The organism is Bradyrhizobium sp. SZCCHNRI2009 (genome assembly GCF_032485115.1).
Lineage (GTDB): Bacteria > Pseudomonadota > Alphaproteobacteria > Rhizobiales > Xanthobacteraceae > Bradyrhizobium.
Window position 1 is genome coordinate 131,317 of record NZ_JAUEUH010000004.1, and the last position, 16,100, is coordinate 147,416.

Genomic DNA, 16,100 nt, shown 5'->3' on the forward strand with positions numbered 1-16,100 from the left:
CCTCCCGTCCGCTTCCTCGACGATGACAGGACTCTTGACGGTCCTTGTCGTCCGCTCAGCTCAAACCTGATTGGCGCGCTCCGCAAGCCGTTTCAGGCCGAAATCATAGTTGAGATGGAAATATCCCTGCGCCACCATGCGGCCATCTGGCGCACGGCCCGGCGGGCAGCGCGTGAAGTCGCGGATCAGGCTGTCCTTGACGCCGAACACGACGTCGGAATCGAGATACTGGTCGCCGGCCACGAACACATGCGTCACCAGCCGCTCGAAGCCGGGCGCCGAGATCATGAAATGCACATGCGCCGGCCGCCACGGATGCCGGCCCTGCGCCGTGAGCATGTCGCCGACCGGCCCGTCGTTGGGGATCGGATAGGCGGCGGGCTTGATCGACCAGAAATGGAAGCGGCCGTCGGCGTCGGTGTGGAAGCGCGCGCGCATGGCGAGATCGCCGATCTGCTCGAGCCGCTGCACGTCGTAATAGCCGTCGTCGTCGGAGTGCCAGACGTCGACCACGGCGCCTGCCAGCGGCGCGCCGTCCGCGCTCGACACCGAGCCGGTCACCAGCAGCGGATCGCCTTTCATCGGGCCCGCGATATCGTCGCCGTTGGCGCGTTCTGGCGCCGCCTGGACGAAGAAGGGGCCGAGCACCGTGGTCTCGGTGGCGCCTTCCGGCACCGGATGATTGATGGCGTCGACCAGCATCGAAACGCCGAGCGTATCCGACAGCAGGATGAACTCCTGGCGCTTGTCGTCGCACATCTGGCCGGTGCGGGTCAGGAAGTCGATGCCGTATTCCCATTCCTGCTGGGTCGGACGGACCTCGCGCACGAAGGCATGGAGATGCCGCACCAGCGCCTCGCTGACCTGTTTGATCCGCGCATCACGCGCGCCCGCCAGGCGTTCGAGCACGGCATCTGTGATCGTGGTCTCGTTGAAGTTGCGCAAGAGGCGGCTCCTTTCAGAGAGGCTCGCCGAGCCCGGACAGCCGCTCGACATGCCGGACGGTGGCGAGGAAGTCGGTGTCGGCATCGCCTGACGCGATCAGCGCGCCATAGGTCTCACGGACCTGCGCCGCGAGCTGCAGCGGCACGCCGACGGCATGGCCGGCGCCGAGAATCAGATCGAGATCCTTGGCCATCTGCGCGCAGGAGAACGTCGCGGCAAAGTCGCGCGCCAGCAGCGGCGCGGTCTTGTACTTCACCATCGGCGAGGCGACTGCGCTGTCATGCAGCACCTGCAGAATGTCGGGCCAGGCGATGCCGCCCTTGCGTGCGAGGGCGAGGCTTTCGGCCATCATCGCCGCCGTCGTCGCGATCATCAGGTTGACGGCGAGCTTGGCGTAGCGCGCCTCTTCCGCCGCGCCCAGATAGGTCTGCGCGCGCGTGAAGCCGGCCAGCACCGGCGTGATCAGGGTGAACGCCTCTCTTGGACCGGACACGAAGCACGTCAGCTCGCCGGTGTGGGCGATGCTGGCATTGCCTGAGATCGGCGTGCGCAGATAGGCGACGTCGCGGGCGTTGGCGGCGACAGCGACTGCGCTCGACGCGTCGACGCCGACGGTGCTGGTCTCGATCAGGATCGCGCCCGGCGCCATGACCGCGATCAGTCCGTTGCTGCCGAGCATCGCCGCGCGCAGTGCGGCGTCGTCGGGCAGCGACGAGATGACCACGGCATGGTCGCGCACCGCCTCCGTCGCGGACGACGCGGCGGCCATGCCGAGCGCACGTGCCTCATCGAGCCGGGCGGCGTTGGGATCGAACGCGGTGACGTCATAGCCGGCCTTGGCAAGCCGCGCCGCGATCGGCAGGCCGATCTTGCCGATGCCGATGAAGGCGAGGCGCTTATCAGGAAATGACATCGATGCCGTCCGTTGCTTGCTTCACGTGCCGGGCCCGCGGCCGGGCAGGCCGTCGAAGGTGAACGCCTCCGTCACGCGCGGGGCGCTGCAGCGATGGGATAATCGACCTGGAAGCGGCCGATCCTGAGGTCGCCGAGCTCCTCGCGCACGCGCAGGTGCTCGGGATGCGAGGCATAGGCCCGCAGCGCGGCGCTGCTGGCAAATTCGGAGAACAGGACGACGTCGCAGGCATAGTCGACGTCGCTGACATCGAGACCGACCTCGATGTGGGTCAGGCCGTCGATGCGGCCCTTGAGGCCCTCGAACAGGGTTTTGACCTTGAGCCGGGCCGCCGCGCGCTCGGCGGCCGTCTCGGCGCGCAGCCGCCACATCACGATGTGCCTGATCGGCCCCGTCATTCCAGCGTCCTCACCTGAGCTTTGTTCTTGGGCTTTGTTCTTGTCGGACGATTTTGCCTTGCAGGAAATGGAAATAAAGGCCAAAAATTGTAACTCTGTTTTCCGCTCAGCGTAACAATGGACCGTCTGCTCCAGCTCGAGGTGTTTTCCCGGACGGCCGAGCTGGGCAGCCTGTCCAAGGCCGCCGAGTCCTTACGGATGTCCAACGCCGCGGCGAGCCGGCATCTCAGCGCGCTGGAGGAACGGCTCGCGGTGCGCCTGATCGAGCGCAACACGCGCCGTCTCTGGCTGACCGAAGCCGGGCAGGAGCTGCTGCAGCGCTGCGGCCCGCTGCTCAACGAGCTGGCCGAGGCCGAGGATGCCGTCAGCGATCGCGCGCTGTCGCCGCAGGGCATGCTGCGCGTCACCAGCTCGCTGTCGTTCGCGACGATCTATCTTGCGCCGATGCTGCCGGCGTTCCGCGCGATGTATCCGAAGCTGAACCTGCAGATCATCGCCGCCAACCGCTATCCGGATTTCATTGAGGCGGGCATCGACGTGGCGATCCGCACCCGCGAGCATGAGCCGGACTCGGGCATCGTCGTCCGTCGCATCGGGCAGATGCGGCGCGTGCTGGCGGCGGCGCCGTCCTATCTCGCGAGCCGTGGCTGTCCCGTCGTTCCCGGTGATCTCGTGCGCCACGACATGCTGATCTACAATCTTGCCAATGATCCGTATTCCCTGTCCCTGCGCAACGGCGCGACAGCCCAGAGCATTCGGATCGCGCCGACGCTCGACAGCAATGACGGCCAGGTGATCAAGGGGGCGGCGCTTGCCGGGCTCGGCATCCTGATCCAGCCGCTCTACATCGTGCAGAGCGACATTCTGGCCGGCAGGCTGGTGCCGGTCCTGCTCGACTGGGAGCTGCCGCTCTTGACGATGAACATCGCCTACCAGAACCGCGTCAGGCTTCCGGCCAAGATCAGGGTGTTCGCCGATTTCCTCGTCGACCACATCCGCGCCCATTCCGACCCGGGGATCTGGATCGAGCCGCCCAAGCCGGATTGAGCCGATGCCCGCGTGCGGGGGAGGGCGGATCATGTTCTGAGAAAAATAATTATCTTGCTATTTTTCGGAAATCGTGGTCTCTTGCGTGCAACCCGCCTCGAGCAGAGGGACGTACGCGTCGTCACGAACGTGGAGGCGGGCTGCGATGGACGTGACGGCTGTGCCAGACGAGCGCAGGCGGCACGGACGGCGAAGTCGTGTGGTCCTGGCCTCTCGATGCTGAGGTCAAGTCCGTGGTCGTTGCTTGACGGCACGCGCGGGCGATGGGGGCAAGAAAGCCGATCCCCAGGGAGAGCACGAAGGACACCGTTAACACCGTCGCGCGGGGAAGGCCGGGTCTGTCCGGCTGTACCTGTGGTACCTGCCGCCTGCATTCTTTTGAGCAGGCGGGCCACGGGCCTCAGCCGAGGTCCGGCCTTCCTCGCGCCCTCTCGTTGTTCAGAGGGACACGACGAATGCATCACTCGGGTCTCACCAGCCGCGAGACGGCGAGATCGTGTCTCGTTGGCCAACGGCGCCAACCCAATCCTCATGGCGTCGTCCCGGACAAGCGCGCACCGCGTGCGCCGATCCGGGACCGAAAACTCCAGGGAGGCGTGCGAGGCACGATGGTCGACCGATCCCGCCCGGCCACATCCGCCGGTGGCTATGGGTCCCTGCGCAAGGCCGGGACGACACCGAAAGGTGCGGCGGGCGACACGGGCAAAGGAGGCCCATCTTGATTGAGCGATGCTTGCGAAAGGCCAGGGGCGATGCCTCCCCGAACGACCGCCCTCGATCCGTAAAAACTCGGATAAAAATCTAAATACCTAGAATTATCAACGGCTTGTGACTGTCATCCGACTGTCATCGAACCTTTATAAAAGCCACACTGAGGCCCCGTAAAGCGGCCGGGGAAGCGCAATCGGGCGCAGATGGCGCTTCGCTTCCCAAGCATGGAGACCAGCTATGAATTTCATCAAAGCTATCGTCGCTGCCGGCTTGGTCGCCGCATCGACGTCGGCGTTCGCTGCCGACATCACCGGTGCGGGCGCGACGTTCCCGTTCCCGATCTATTCCAAGTGGGCCGACGCCTACAAGAAGGAGACCGGCAACGGTCTGAACTATCAGTCGATCGGCTCCGGCGGCGGCATCAAGCAGATCCAGGCCAAGACCGTCACCTTCGGCGCCACCGATGCGCCGCTCAAGGCCGAGCAGCTCGAGAAGGACGGCCTGGTGCAGTGGCCGATGGTGATGGGCGGCATCGTGCCGGTCGTCAACCTCGAGGGCGTGAAGCCGGGCGAGATGGTGCTGGACGGCGAGACGCTCGCCAACATCTATCTTGGCAAGATCACCAAGTGGGATGACGCCGCGATCAAGAAGCTGAACCCCAACGTCAAGCTGCCGTCCGACGCGATTGCCGTGGTGCGCCGCTCCGACGGTTCGGGCACGACCTTCAACTTCACCTACTACCTCTCCGAGGTGAGCGCCGACTGGAAGAGCAAGATCGGCTTCAACACCGCCGTCGAGTGGCCGGTCGGTGTCGGCGCCAAGGGCAACGAGGGTGTGTCCGGCAACATCGGCCAGACCAAGAACTCGATCGGCTATGTCGAGTACGCCTATGCCAAGCAGAACAAGCTCACCTACACCGGCATGATCAACAAGGCCGGCAAGACCGTGCAGCCGACCGTCGAGGCCTTCCAGGCCGCGGCCGCGAATGCCGACTGGGCCAAGGCCCCGGGCTACTACGTGATCCTCGCCAACCAGCCCGGCGACAAGTCCTGGCCGATGACGGCGGCGACCTTCATCCTGATGCACAAGGAGCCGGCCGACAAGGCGGCGTCCGGCGAAGCCATCAAGTTCTTCAAGTGGTCGTTCGAGAAGGGCGCCAAGATGGCTGAGGAGCTCGACTACATCCCGATGCCCGACAGCGTCGTGAAGCTGATCGAGAAGACCTGGTCGGCCGACATCAAGAGCTGAGCTGGACGAATCGAAAATCCCCCTCTCCCGGCCTCCGGGGGAGGGGCGCTACCGGGGTTGAGGCGTGTCCAAGGAACAGGGGGCAGAATTGGCAGAGATGGCGGTTCAGACCGAAGTCAGCGATATCGCGGCTGCTGCCGGCCCCTATGACCGGGCACGCGCGCTCAGCGCCTTCAAGCTCGGCGACGTGACCTTCTATTGGATCACGCGGCTGTCCGCGATCTCCGTCCTGTTGATCCTGGGCGGCATCATCCTGTCGCTCATCGTCGGCGCATGGCCGGCCATGAGAGAATATGGCTTCGAATTCCTGTGGACGCGGCGCTGGGCGCCGTCGGCCGATCCGCCGGTGCTCGGGGCGCTCGGCCCGATCTACGGCACCTTGGTCACGTCCTTCATCGCGATGCTGATCGCCATTCCGGTCGGTCTGGGCATTGCGATCTTCCTCACCGAGCTGTGCCCGCAATGGCTGCGCCGTCCGATCGGACTTGCCATCGAGCTGCTCGCCGGCATTCCTTCGATCATCTACGGCATGTGGGGCTTCTTCGTGCTGGGGCCGTTCCTGGCCTATACGTTCCAGCCGTTCATGATCAATCTCTGCGCCGGCATCCCCGTGCTGCAGGACATCTTCGCCGGTCCGCCGTCCTATCTCAGCCTGTTCAACGCCTCGCTGATCCTGGCGATCATGGTGCTGCCGTTCATCACCTCGATCTCGGTCGACGTGTTCAAGACGGTCCCGCCGGTGCTGAAGGAAGCCGCCTACGGGGTCGGCTGCACCACCTGGGAGGTCGTGCGCAGCGTCGTCATTCCCTACACCCGTGTCGGCGTGATCGGCGGCGTCATGCTGGCGCTGGGACGTGCGCTCGGCGAAACGATGGCGGTGACCTTCATCATCGGCAACTCGTTCCGGATCTCATCCTCGATCTTCGCACCGGGCACCACGATCTCGGCCGCCATCGCCTCCGAATTCCAGGAGAGCGACGGGCTGCACCAGTCGAGCCTGATCCTGCTCGGCCTGCTGCTGTTCGTGCTCACCTTCTTCGTGCTGGCGAGCGCGCGGCTGATGCTCATGCGGCTCGAAGCCAAGGCGGGAAAATAAGCCATGTCCAGCGCTGACACGCTTACACTCGATGCGCCGGTCAATCCGATCTATGCGCGCCGGCGCCGCAGAGACATCGTGATCCGCGGCCTCTGCGTTGCCGCCGCGATGTTCGGCGTCACCTGGCTGGCGCTGATCCTGTTCACGCTGTTCTATAACGGACTCGCCGGCCTCAGCCTGCAGGTTTTTGCCGCCGACACGCCACCGCCCGGCTCCAGCGAAGGCGGCCTGCGCAACGCCATCGTCGGCTCCTTGATCATGACGATCATCGGCGTCGGCATCGGCGCGCCGCTCGGCCTGTTTGCCGGCACCTATCTCGCCGAATACGGTCGCAACGACCGCCTGACCTCGGTGATCCGCTTCATCAACGACATCCTGCTGTCGGCGCCCTCGATCATCATCGGCCTGTTCATCTATGGTGCGGTCGTGGTGCCGATGGGCGGCTTCTCGGCACTCGCGGGTTCCCTTGCATTGGCGGTCATCGTGATCCCGGTGGTGCTGCGCACCACCGAGGACATGCTGCTGCTCGTGCCCAACCCGCTGCGCGAGGCGGCGTCTGCGCTCGGCCTGCCGCGCTCGCTGGTGATCCGCCGCATCGCCTATCGGGCGGCGCGCTCGGGCCTCATCACCGGCGTGCTGCTGGCGACCGCCCGCGTCGCCGGCGAGACCGCGCCTCTGCTGTTCACCGCGCTGTCGAACCAGTTCTGGAGCCTCAACCTTTCCAAGACGATGGCGAACCTGCCCGTCACCATCAACAATTTCGTCCAGAGCCCTTATGCCTACTGGAAACAACTGGCCTGGAGCGGAGCCCTTCTCATCACTCTGGCCGTGCTCGCCCTGAACATCGGTGCACGCATTCTCGGCGCCGAGAGGAACACCAAATGACCGAACTGTCCGTCTCCGTCAGTCAGCCCAATCACGCTCTTCACGGCAAGGAGCTTCCGGATGCGCCGGCCAAGGTGACCGCGCGCAACCTCAACTTCTACTACGGCGACCATCACGCGCTGAAGAACATCAACCTGTCGCTGGGCACCAACCGCGTCACCGCGTTCATCGGCCCGTCCGGCTGCGGCAAGTCCACGCTGCTGCGCATCTTCAACCGGATGTACGATCTCTATCCGGGGCAGCGGGCGACCGGGCAGCTGATGCTCGACAACACCAACATCCTCGATCCCAAGCTCGATCTGAACCTGCTGCGTGCCCGGGTCGGCATGGTATTCCAGAAGCCGACGCCGTTCCCGATGACGATCTACGAGAACATCGCCTTCGGCATCCGCCTCTATGAGAAGATCTCCAAGTCGGAGATGGACGACCGGGTCGAGAAGGCGCTGCGCGGCGGCGCGCTGTGGAACGAGGTCAAGGACAAGCTCAACGCCTCGGGCCTGTCGCTGTCCGGCGGCCAGCAGCAGCGGCTGTGCATCGCGCGTACCGTGGCGGTCCGGCCGGAGGTGATCCTGTTCGACGAGCCGTGCTCGGCGCTCGATCCGATCTCGACCGCCAAGGTCGAGGAGCTGATCCAGGAACTCGCCGAAAACTATACGATCGCCATCGTGACGCATAACATGCAGCAGGCGGCGCGCGTCTCCGACAAGACCGCCTTCATGTATCTCGGGGAGCTGATCGAGTTCGACGACACCAGCAAGATCTTCACCTCGCCGAGCGATCGGCGGACCCAGGATTATATCACCGGCCGGTTCGGCTGACGCCGACGACATTGTCTTCAGGAGATCATCATGGCCAGTGAACATACCGCCAAGGCGTTCGACAGCGATCTGCAGGACCTCACCCGTCTGGTATCGGAGATGGGCGGCCTCGCGGAGCGGCTGATCGTCGATTCCGTCGATGCGCTGGTGCGGCGCGACATCGCGCTCGGCCAGAAGGTGGTCGCCACCGACGCCGAGGTCGACAAGCTGCAACGCATCATCGAGGAGCGCGCCGTTCTTACCATCGCCCGGCGACAGCCGATGGCGGTCGACCTGCGTGAGATCGTCGGCGCGATGCGCGTGGCGACCGATCTGGAGCGTATCGGTGATCTCGCCAAGAACATCGGCAAGCGCGTCGCGGCGCTGGAGAGCGACTTCCATCCGCTGAAGCTGATCCGCGGGCTCGAGCACATGACCGATCTCGTGCAGTCGCAGGTCAAGACGGTGCTGGACGCCTATGCCGCGCACGATTTGCCGGCCGCGATGACGGTGTGGAAGGGCGATGAGGAAGTCGATGCCATCTGCACCTCGCTGTTCCGCGAGCTCCTGACCTACATGATGGAGGATCCGCGCAACATCTCGTTCTGCATCCACCTGATGTTCTGCGCCAAGAACATCGAGCGCATCGGCGATCACGCGACCAACATCGCCGAGACGGTGTTCTATATGATCGAAGGCCAGCAGATCATGGACAAGCGCCCGAAGGGCGACATGACGAGCTTCGCATCGACGATCCCCGGCAACTGAGAGAGACGGTTCAGACATGGGCGCCCGAATTCTGGTGGTGGAGGACGAGGAGGCGCTGACGACGCTGCTGCGCTACAACCTCGAGGCCGAAGGCTACGAGGTCGAGACCGTGGCGCGCGGCGACGAAGCCGACACGCGCCTGAAGGAGCGTGTTCCCGATCTCGTCGTGCTCGACTGGATGCTGCCGGGCCTGTCCGGCATCGAGCTGTGCCGCCGCCTGCGGGCGCGGACCGAGACCCGGCAGTTGCCGATCATCATGCTCACCGCACGCGGCGAGGAGAGCGAGCGCGTGCGCGGCCTCGCGACCGGCGCCGACGACTACATCGTCAAGCCGTTCTCGGTGCCGGAGCTTCTGGCGCGGGTGAAAGGCCTGTTGCGGCGGGCGAGTCCGGAGCGGCTGGCGACCGTGCTGTCCTATGGCGACATCGAGCTCGACCGCGAGAAGCGCCGCGTGGCGCGCTCTGGGCGGCCGATCGATCTCGGCCCGACCGAATACCGCCTGCTCGAGTTCTTCCTGGAGCATCCCGGCCGCGTGTTCAGCCGCGAGCAGCTGCTCGACAGTGTCTGGGGCCGCGACATCTACATCGACGAGCGCACCGTCGACGTCCATATCGGCCGCCTGCGCAAGCTGCTCAATCCCGGCCGCGAGCAGGACCCGATCCGCACCGTTCGCGGCGCCGGTTATGCGCTCGATGATCGCTTCGCCAAGAGCGAGCAGGTGTAAGGGGCGATCCGGCGTGAGGACGCAGCAGGTGTGAGGCGCGAGGCGGCCCGATTGAGGAGATCGCGGTCCGCTTTCCGCCACGCCGCCGCCGTCTTGATCGTGTCTGCTTCGTGGCCCGTCACGATGTTTCGGTCCCAGCGGACGCCCTTGATCAAGACCATCATCATATCTCTTGCCGTGCTGCTCGGCGGCGCGGCGGGCGCCACGGCCGCCGAGCTCGAAGACGCGGTCGCGGCGGCAGGCAACGGGCAGCATGCGGCGGCGATGCGACGGCTGCTGCCGCTGGCCGCCAAGGGCGATGCGCGGGCGCAGTTCGACGTCGGCTTCATGCACGCCTTCGGCTGGGGCCAACCGCGCAACCCCGCCGAGGCGCTGGCGTGGTACCGCAAGGCCGCCGATCAGGGGCTCGCCGTCGCGCAACACTATCTCGGCATCGCCTACGTCAACGGCGAAGGTGTTGCGAGCAATTACGGCGAAGCCGGCCGCTGGTTCAGCCGCGCCGCGGCGCAGGGCTTCGCCCAGTCGCAATACATGCTCGGCCTGATGCTGCTCGACGGCCGCGGTGTGAAACAGGACGTCGTGCAGGGCTATGCCTGGCTGGTGATGGCGGGCCGTAGCGGCGTGCGATCGGCCGGCCGCGACGTGCAGCGGGTCAAGTTGACCGAGCCGCAGCGCGTCCAGGCTCAGACTGCCATTGCGGCCTGGCGGCCGAAGCCGGAATCGGCGGAGGCCGGCATCGCCGCTCCGCGTCCGGAGCAACTGCTCGGGCTCGACCGTCACATCGGCGAGGTCGTCGATCCCACCTCGTGGCCGGCGTCGTCGATCGGCGTCGTCACCGTCGCGCAATACTCGACCGGCGGCTGGTGCACCGGCACGCTGGTCGCGCCGCGCGTCGTGCTCACCGCGGCGCATTGCGTGTTCAACGGCGTGGCGCAGGTCAGCCCCGGCAACGTCCGCTTCCTGGCCGGCATGAACAGGGGCACGCCGGCGGCATCGTCGGTCGCCGACAAGCTGATCGTGGCGCCCGATTTCGTCCCGACCCGGCACGACAGGTGGTCGCTCGACCGCTCGCCCGCCGATTGGGCATTGATCGTGCTGAAGGACGCGCTGCCGTCGAAGCCGGTCGCGGTCAAGGCGCTGACGCGCGAGGAATTGCAGGCTGCGACCTCGGCCGGAACCATCTCCGAGATCGGCTACGGCCAGGAGCGGCGCTATTCGCCGACCGGCCAGCGCAATTGCAGCGCCGGCATGACCAAGGACGGGATGCTGCTGACGGTGCATTGCCTCGCCAATTTCGGCTATTCGGGCTCCCCCATCATGGCCGAAGTCGGCGGACAGCCGGCCGTGGTCGGCATCTTCTCGGCGTTCCACGAGGAGACCCGGCTGATGTTCGCAGCCCCCGCGAGCCAGTTCGAGGCGGTCGTGCGGCGCGAGATCACGGCACAGAGTGCCTCGATGCGGTGAGCGAAGGAGGGGCGAGAGAAGAAGATGTCCCGCCGCTGGTCATGAACTGTGCGTGACTGGATAGCGGGTTGCCAAGCGAGAGGGCAATCCGGGAAGGGCCGCCCACGTTTTCCTGCAGCTTTTGCCTGCAGCGGGGGGCTTTACCGAACTGGCCTGGCTCTTGCTATAGTCCGAGTATGACGATTGTTCAAATTGATCATCCTCGTGCCCCTCGGCTGCTGTGGTGGCGATCGCAGCCCGGCCGCAACGTTGCGCTCGTCGGCGGGCTGGTCGCCGCCAACGCGCTCGCCTGGGCCTGGGCGTTCGCGCTCTACGCCGACCGGCCCGCCATCGTCGGCACCGCGATGCTGGCCTGGCTGCTCGGACTGCGCCATGCGGTCGATGCGGATCACATCGCGGCGATCGACAACGTCGTGCGGAAGCTGGTGCAGGACGGTAGCGCCCCGCGCGCCGCCGGCCTCTATTTTGCGCTCGGCCATTCCAGCGTCGTCGTCATCGCCACCATCGTCGTGAGCCTCATCGCCGGCGCCGACCTCCTGGATGAAGAGAGCGCGATCAGGGCGATCGGCGGCGTCATCGGCACGTCGGTCTCGGCCGGCTTCCTGCTGCTGATCGCGTTGGCGAACCTCATTCTGTTCGTGAACCTCTGGCGCCGCGCCGCACAGCCGCAGTCCGAGATGGAAACCGCCGGAAGCTCCGGACGGGGCATCCTCATCCGCCTGCTGCGCCCGGTGCTCCGCCTGGTGGGACGCGCCTGGCACATGTATCCGCTCGGTTTCCTGTTCGGTCTCGGCTTCGACACTGCGAGCGAGATCGGGCTTCTCAGCCTGTCGGCAACCGAGGCCGCGCGCGGCGCGAGCCTCGCCCATGTCTTGGTGTTTCCGGCGCTGTTCGCGGCTGCGATGGCCACCGTCGACACCGCCGACAGCATGCTGATGGCGGGCGCCTATCGCTGGGCGCTGACCGATCCCGCACGCAAGCTGCGCTATAACCTCGTGATCACCGGCGCATCCGTTGCCATCGCGCTGGTGATCGGCGGCTTCGAGGCGATCACGCTGTTGGCGCCGCGGCTTGGCCTGACCGGGGGATGGACGGGGGTCGCCACCGCGCTGGGCGACGATGTCGCCAATCTCGGGATCGTCGTGATTGGCCTGTTCGGACTGATCTGGGCGGTCGCCATGCTGCTCGGTCGCAGCCAGCGCGGTTCCGAGGCTATCCCCGGGGAAGCGCTTGCCAGTGTTCATGCGGGGGCGCTAAACCCGCCGGTGATACGAAGCGGAACGCTTAAGACGGGCTAGGAGCGGGGCCTTATGATGGTCGGCTCTGAGGGAACGATCAGGATGCTATGGCTGCAGGGTGCGAGCTGCGGCGGCTGCACGATGTCGATCCTGGAAAGCGGCGCGTCCGGCTGGTTCGACGAGCTGCGCCAATCCGGCATCGATCTGGTATGGCATCCCTCCGTCAGCGAGCAGACAGGGGACGAGGTCGTGGAGCTGTTGGAGGCGATCCGCGACGGCCGCGAGCGGCTCGATCTGCTGGTGCTCGAAGGCTCGGTGGCGCGCGGACCTGGTCTGACCGGCCGCTTCAACATGCTCGCCGGCACCAACCGCTCGATCTATCACTGGCTGCTCGATCTGGCGCCGCTGGCCGACTACGTCGTTGCCGTCGGCAGTTGCGCCGCTTATGGCGGCATTCCTGCTGCCGGCATCAACCCGACCGATGCGGTCGGATTGCAGTTCGAGGGCAGCGACGTCGGCGGCGCGCTCGGCGCGGGCTTTCGCTCGAAACGCGGGCTGCCGGTGATCAACGTCGCAGGCTGTGCGCCGCATCCGGGTTGGATGATGGAAAGCCTGCTGGCGCTCACCTCGGGCGATCTGACGGCAGACGGCCTCGACGCGGTCGGCCGTCCGACCTTCATCGCCAATCACCTGGCTCATCACGGCTGCTCGCGCAACGAGTTTTACGAGTTCAAGGCGAGCGCGGAGACGATGTCGGAGCGCGGCTGCCTGATGGAGCATCTCGGCTGCCGCGCAACGCAAGCGGTCGGCGATTGCAATCAGCGCTCGTGGAACGGCGGCGGCTCCTGCACCAAGGGCGGCTACGCCTGCATCGCCTGCACCTCGCCGGGCTTCGAGAGCGCGCAGAACTATCTGCAGACGGCCAAGCTCGCCGGCATTCCCGTGGGGCTTCCGACCGACATGCCCAAGGCCTGGTTCGTCGCGCTCGCAGCGCTGTCGAAATCGGCCACGCCGCGTCGCGTCCGAGTTAATGCGACGGCGGATCACGTCGTGGTGCCGCCGGGCCGTGCCGGCGACAAGCGCCGTCCATGACGCGGATCACGGTCGGACCGTTCAATCGTGTCGAAGGCGATCTCGAGGTCAGGCTCGATATCGAGAGCGGCCGCGTCACCAGGGCGGAGGTGACGGCGCCGCTCTATCGCGGCTTCGAGCAGATCCTGGAGGGGCGGCCGCCGCTGGACGCCCTGGTGATCGCACCGCGAATCTGCGGCATCTGCTCGGTGTCGCAATCGATCGCCGCCGCCGCGGCGTTGCGCCAGGCCATGGGTATTGCGGCAGCGCCAAACGGCGTCCTCGCGGCCAACATCGCGCACGCGGCCGAGAACGCAGCGGACCATCTGACGCATTTCTACATCTTCTTCATGCCGGACTTCGCCCGCGACGCCTACGCCTCGCATGCCTGGCATTCGGCTACGGCCGAGCGCTTCGCGGCGACGAAGGGCAGCGCGGCCCGCGATGCGTTGCCTGCCCGCGCGCGACTGCTCGAGATCATGGGCCTGATCGCCGGCAAATGGCCGCACAGTCTCGCCTTCCAGCCAGGCGGGACGACGCGCGCGATCGAGCTCGGCGAGCGCGTGCGGCTCAACGCGATCGCGGCGTCGTTTCGCGGTTTCCTTGAACGCGTCGTGTTTGCCGACAAGCTGGAGAACGTGCTCGCCTTGTCGACATCGGACGAGCTCGACCGTTGGCGGGAGGGCCGCGCCGGCGACTTCGCGCATTTCCTGCGGCTGGCCGATGCGCTCGCGCTGGCCGACCTCGGCAGCGGACCCGGTCTCTTGATGAGCTTCGGCGCGTATCACGATTTCAATGGGGCTCGTTTTCGCGCTGGTGTCCGCACGAACAGCGGCGAGGTCCACGCTTTGCCGTCGGACGGCATCACCGAGGACGTCTCGCACGCCTGGATGCACGATACGTCGCTCGATCCGGCCGAGAGCCGCACCGTGCCCGATGCCGACAAAGCCGACGCCTATAGCTGGTGCAAGGCGCCGCGTCTTGCGGGAGAACCGGTCGAGGTCGGCGCTCTCGCAAGGCAGGCCATCGACGGTCAGCCGTTGATCACCGCGCTGCTCGCGAGCGGTCGCAGCAATGTCCGCAATCGTGTCATCGCCCGGCTGATCGAAACTGCGCGGCTCGCGCTGTCGATCGAGCACTGGATCAAGGGGCTGCGTCTCAACGAGCCGTTCTGCGACAACAGCGCCGGCGCGGCCGACGGCAATTTCGTCGGGCTCGTGGAAGCTGCGCGCGGCAGCCTCGGCCACTGGCTCGCGGTGCGCTCCGGCCGGATCGAGCGTTATCAGATCATCGCGCCGACGAGCTGGAATTTCTCTCCGCGCGACGCGGATGGGGTCGCGGGCCCGCTCGAACAGGCGCTGGTCGGCACCGAGGTCGGCACTGCCGGCGCGCGTGCGGTCGGCATTCAGCACGTCGTGCGGTCGTTCGATCCCTGCATGGTCTGCACGGCCCATTGAGCGCGCTGCACACAGGCAGGCAGCAAGCGGAAACAAGCTTGTCGGTGCAAAGCGCGTGATTTCCGATTATCGCGCGCGATCCGCCTTCCAAGGATCCACGATCGCGGCCTCGCTGCTGCAAGCATCTGGAATCATTATGATTCAAATCCAGCAATGATGCTGGCCCGCATCTTGCTGTCCTTCTCGCCAGAACGCGATCAGATGATCGCCAACGCGATGTCAGGGGAGGACTCATGGGCGCGGCAACGGAAACTTTTTACAGCGTCATCAGGCGTCAGGGCATCACGCGGCGCAGCTTTCACAAGTTCTGCAGCCTCACCGCAACGAGCCTCGGCCTTGGGCCGCTCGCGGCTAGCCGCATCGCCAACGCGCTCGAAACCAAGCCGCGCACGCCCGTCATCTGGATGCACGGGCTCGAATGCACGTGCTGCTCGGAGAGCTTCATCCGCTCGGCGCATCCGCTGGTGAAGGATGCCGTGCTGTCGATGATCTCGCTCGACTATGACGACACCATCATGGCGGCGGCCGGCCACCAGGCGGAGGCCATCCTCGAAGAGACGCGTGCGAAGTACAAGGGACAGTACATTCTTGCAGTCGAGGGCAATCCGCCGCTGAACGAGGGCGGCATGTTCTGCATCGACGGCGGCAAGCCGTTCGTCGAGAAGCTCAAGATGATGGCCGAGGACGCCATGGCGATCATCGCCTGGGGCGCCTGCGCGTCCTGGGGCTGCGTGCAGGCGGCGAAGCCGAATCCGACGCAGGCGACGCCGATCGACAAGGTCATCACCAACAAGCCGATCATCAAGGTGCCGGGCTGCCCGCCGATCGCCGAGGTCATGACCGGCGTCGTCACCTTCATCACCACGTTCGGCAAGCTGCCCGAGCTCGACCGCCAGGGCCGGCCGAAGATGTTCTACTCACAGCGTATCCACGACAAGTGCTATCGCCGGCCGCATTTCGACGCCGGCCAGTTCGTCGAGGAGTGGGACGACGAGGCGGCGCGCAAGGGCTACTGCCTGTACAAGATGGGCTGCAAGGGTCCGACCACCTACAACGCCTGCTCGACCGTGCGCTGGAACGGCGGCGTGTCGTTCCCGATCCAGTCCGGTCACGGCTGCATCGGCTGCTCCGAGGACGGCTTCTGGGACAAGGGCTCGTTCTACGACCGTCTCACCAACATCAAGCAGTTCGGCATCGAACACAACGCCGACCAGGTCGGCATGGTGGCCGCGGGCACGGTGGGTGCAGCGGTCGCGGCGCATGCGGCGGTGACGGCCGTGAAACGGCTCGCCACCAAGCGCGACGACGCCAAACAAGATCATTGATCGCATTCAGGGC

At 66.0% G+C, this 16,100-nt stretch carries 14 protein-coding genes and 1 pseudogene; 12 read left to right on the forward strand and 3 right to left on the reverse strand.

The genetic code is table 11. The features are described 5' to 3' along the window. Positions 1 to 60: 60 nt before the first annotated feature. The 3 genes and pseudogenes from QX041_RS15750 to QX041_RS15760 form a co-directional block, all read right to left on the reverse strand. Entirely contained in the window at positions 61 to 945 is an 885-nt protein-coding gene (locus QX041_RS15750) for an intradiol ring-cleavage dioxygenase (RefSeq protein ID WP_315796201.1), read from the reverse strand. A 13-nt stretch (positions 946 to 958) separates the two neighbouring features. Next, a pseudogene (locus QX041_RS15755) lies at positions 959 to 1,861 on the reverse strand (NAD(P)-dependent oxidoreductase); the annotation flags it as partial. 68 nt (positions 1,862 to 1,929) lie between these two features. Beyond that, positions 1,930 to 2,256, reverse strand: coding sequence for a Dabb family protein (locus QX041_RS15760; protein ID WP_315713510.1), 327 nt, complete (start codon positions 2,254 to 2,256; stop codon positions 1,930 to 1,932). 117 nt (positions 2,257 to 2,373) lie between these two features. On the opposite strand from QX041_RS15760, the gene QX041_RS15765 reads away from it, so the two are divergent. From QX041_RS15765 to QX041_RS15820, 12 genes are all read left to right on the forward strand, one after another. Beyond that, on the forward strand, positions 2,374 to 3,303 hold the full coding sequence (locus tag QX041_RS15765; protein WP_315752365.1) for a LysR family transcriptional regulator: 930 nt from the start codon (positions 2,374 to 2,376) through the stop codon (positions 3,301 to 3,303). Between the two features lie 948 nt (positions 3,304 to 4,251). Beyond that, positions 4,252 to 5,262 carry a phosphate ABC transporter substrate-binding protein PstS gene (gene pstS / locus QX041_RS15770; protein ID WP_315713508.1) on the forward strand — a complete coding sequence of 337 codons (1,011 nt, stop codon included), beginning with the start codon at positions 4,252 to 4,254 and terminating at the stop codon, positions 5,260 to 5,262. Positions 5,263 to 5,359: 97 nt separating this feature from the next. Continuing rightward, entirely contained in the window at positions 5,360 to 6,358 is a 999-nt protein-coding gene (gene pstC / locus QX041_RS15775; RefSeq protein ID WP_315713507.1) for a phosphate ABC transporter permease subunit PstC, read from the forward strand. A 3-nt stretch (positions 6,359 to 6,361) separates the two neighbouring features. Further along, entirely contained in the window at positions 6,362 to 7,243 is an 882-nt protein-coding gene (pstA, locus tag QX041_RS15780; RefSeq protein ID WP_315713506.1) for a phosphate ABC transporter permease PstA, read from the forward strand. Then, a complete protein-coding gene (gene pstB, locus QX041_RS15785; RefSeq protein WP_316165909.1) occupies positions 7,240 to 8,061 on the forward strand; it encodes a phosphate ABC transporter ATP-binding protein PstB in 822 nt (273 codons plus the stop codon). The genes pstA and pstB overlap by 4 nt, the downstream gene beginning before the upstream one ends. Positions 8,062 to 8,091: 30 nt before the next feature. After that, on the forward strand, positions 8,092 to 8,808 hold the full coding sequence (gene phoU / locus QX041_RS15790; protein WP_315713504.1) for a phosphate signaling complex protein PhoU: 717 nt from the start codon (positions 8,092 to 8,094) through the stop codon (positions 8,806 to 8,808). 16 nt (positions 8,809 to 8,824) lie between these two features. Then, positions 8,825 to 9,532, forward strand: coding sequence for a phosphate regulon transcriptional regulator PhoB (phoB, locus tag QX041_RS15795; RefSeq protein ID WP_315713503.1), 708 nt, complete (start codon positions 8,825 to 8,827; stop codon positions 9,530 to 9,532). Positions 9,533 to 9,679: 147 nt separating this feature from the next. Continuing rightward, positions 9,680 to 10,996, forward strand: a complete 1,317-nt coding sequence (locus tag QX041_RS15800; RefSeq protein WP_315713502.1) for a trypsin-like serine protease — start codon at positions 9,680 to 9,682, stop codon at positions 10,994 to 10,996. Between the two features lie 176 nt (positions 10,997 to 11,172). Next, complete coding sequence (locus QX041_RS15805) at positions 11,173 to 12,294, forward strand: HoxN/HupN/NixA family nickel/cobalt transporter (protein WP_316165910.1); 1,122 nt, start codon at positions 11,173 to 11,175, stop codon at positions 12,292 to 12,294. A gap of 15 nt (positions 12,295 to 12,309) precedes the next feature. Continuing rightward, positions 12,310 to 13,326 carry a HupU protein gene (locus tag QX041_RS15810; protein ID WP_316166182.1) on the forward strand — a complete coding sequence of 339 codons (1,017 nt, stop codon included), beginning with the start codon at positions 12,310 to 12,312 and terminating at the stop codon, positions 13,324 to 13,326. Continuing rightward, on the forward strand, positions 13,323 to 14,762 hold the full coding sequence (locus QX041_RS15815) for a nickel-dependent hydrogenase large subunit (RefSeq protein ID WP_316165912.1): 1,440 nt from the start codon (positions 13,323 to 13,325) through the stop codon (positions 14,760 to 14,762). Before QX041_RS15810 ends, QX041_RS15815 begins: the two co-directional genes overlap by 4 nt. Positions 14,763 to 14,995: 233 nt before the next feature. Further along, positions 14,996 to 16,087: a hydrogenase small subunit gene (locus tag QX041_RS15820; RefSeq protein WP_316165913.1), complete on the forward strand. Its 1,092-nt coding sequence runs from the start codon at positions 14,996 to 14,998 to the stop codon at positions 16,085 to 16,087. Positions 16,088 to 16,100: the final 13 nt, after the last annotated feature.

Excerpts from the sequence above, each read along its gene's own strand:
- QX041_RS15760 (WP_315713510.1), bottom strand. The coding sequence starts at position 2,256 with ATGACGGGGCCGATCAGGCACATCGTGATGTGGCGGCTGCGCGCCGAG.
- QX041_RS15765 (WP_315752365.1), top strand. The coding sequence starts at position 2,374 with ATGGACCGTCTGCTCCAGCTCGAGGTGTTTTCCCGGACGGCCGAGCTG.
- pstS (WP_315713508.1), top strand. The coding sequence starts at position 4,252 with ATGAATTTCATCAAAGCTATCGTCGCTGCCGGCTTGGTCGCCGCATCG.
- pstC (WP_315713507.1), top strand. The coding sequence starts at position 5,360 with ATGGCGGTTCAGACCGAAGTCAGCGATATCGCGGCTGCTGCCGGCCCC.
- pstA (WP_315713506.1), top strand. The coding sequence starts at position 6,362 with ATGTCCAGCGCTGACACGCTTACACTCGATGCGCCGGTCAATCCGATC.
- pstB (WP_316165909.1), top strand. The coding sequence starts at position 7,240 with ATGACCGAACTGTCCGTCTCCGTCAGTCAGCCCAATCACGCTCTTCAC.
- phoU (WP_315713504.1), top strand. The coding sequence starts at position 8,092 with ATGGCCAGTGAACATACCGCCAAGGCGTTCGACAGCGATCTGCAGGAC.
- phoB (WP_315713503.1), top strand. The coding sequence starts at position 8,825 with ATGGGCGCCCGAATTCTGGTGGTGGAGGACGAGGAGGCGCTGACGACG.
- QX041_RS15805 (WP_316165910.1), top strand. The coding sequence starts at position 11,173 with ATGACGATTGTTCAAATTGATCATCCTCGTGCCCCTCGGCTGCTGTGG.
- QX041_RS15810 (WP_316166182.1), top strand. The coding sequence starts at position 12,310 with ATGGTCGGCTCTGAGGGAACGATCAGGATGCTATGGCTGCAGGGTGCG.
- QX041_RS15815 (WP_316165912.1), top strand. The coding sequence starts at position 13,323 with ATGACGCGGATCACGGTCGGACCGTTCAATCGTGTCGAAGGCGATCTC.
- QX041_RS15820 (WP_316165913.1), top strand. The coding sequence starts at position 14,996 with ATGGGCGCGGCAACGGAAACTTTTTACAGCGTCATCAGGCGTCAGGGC.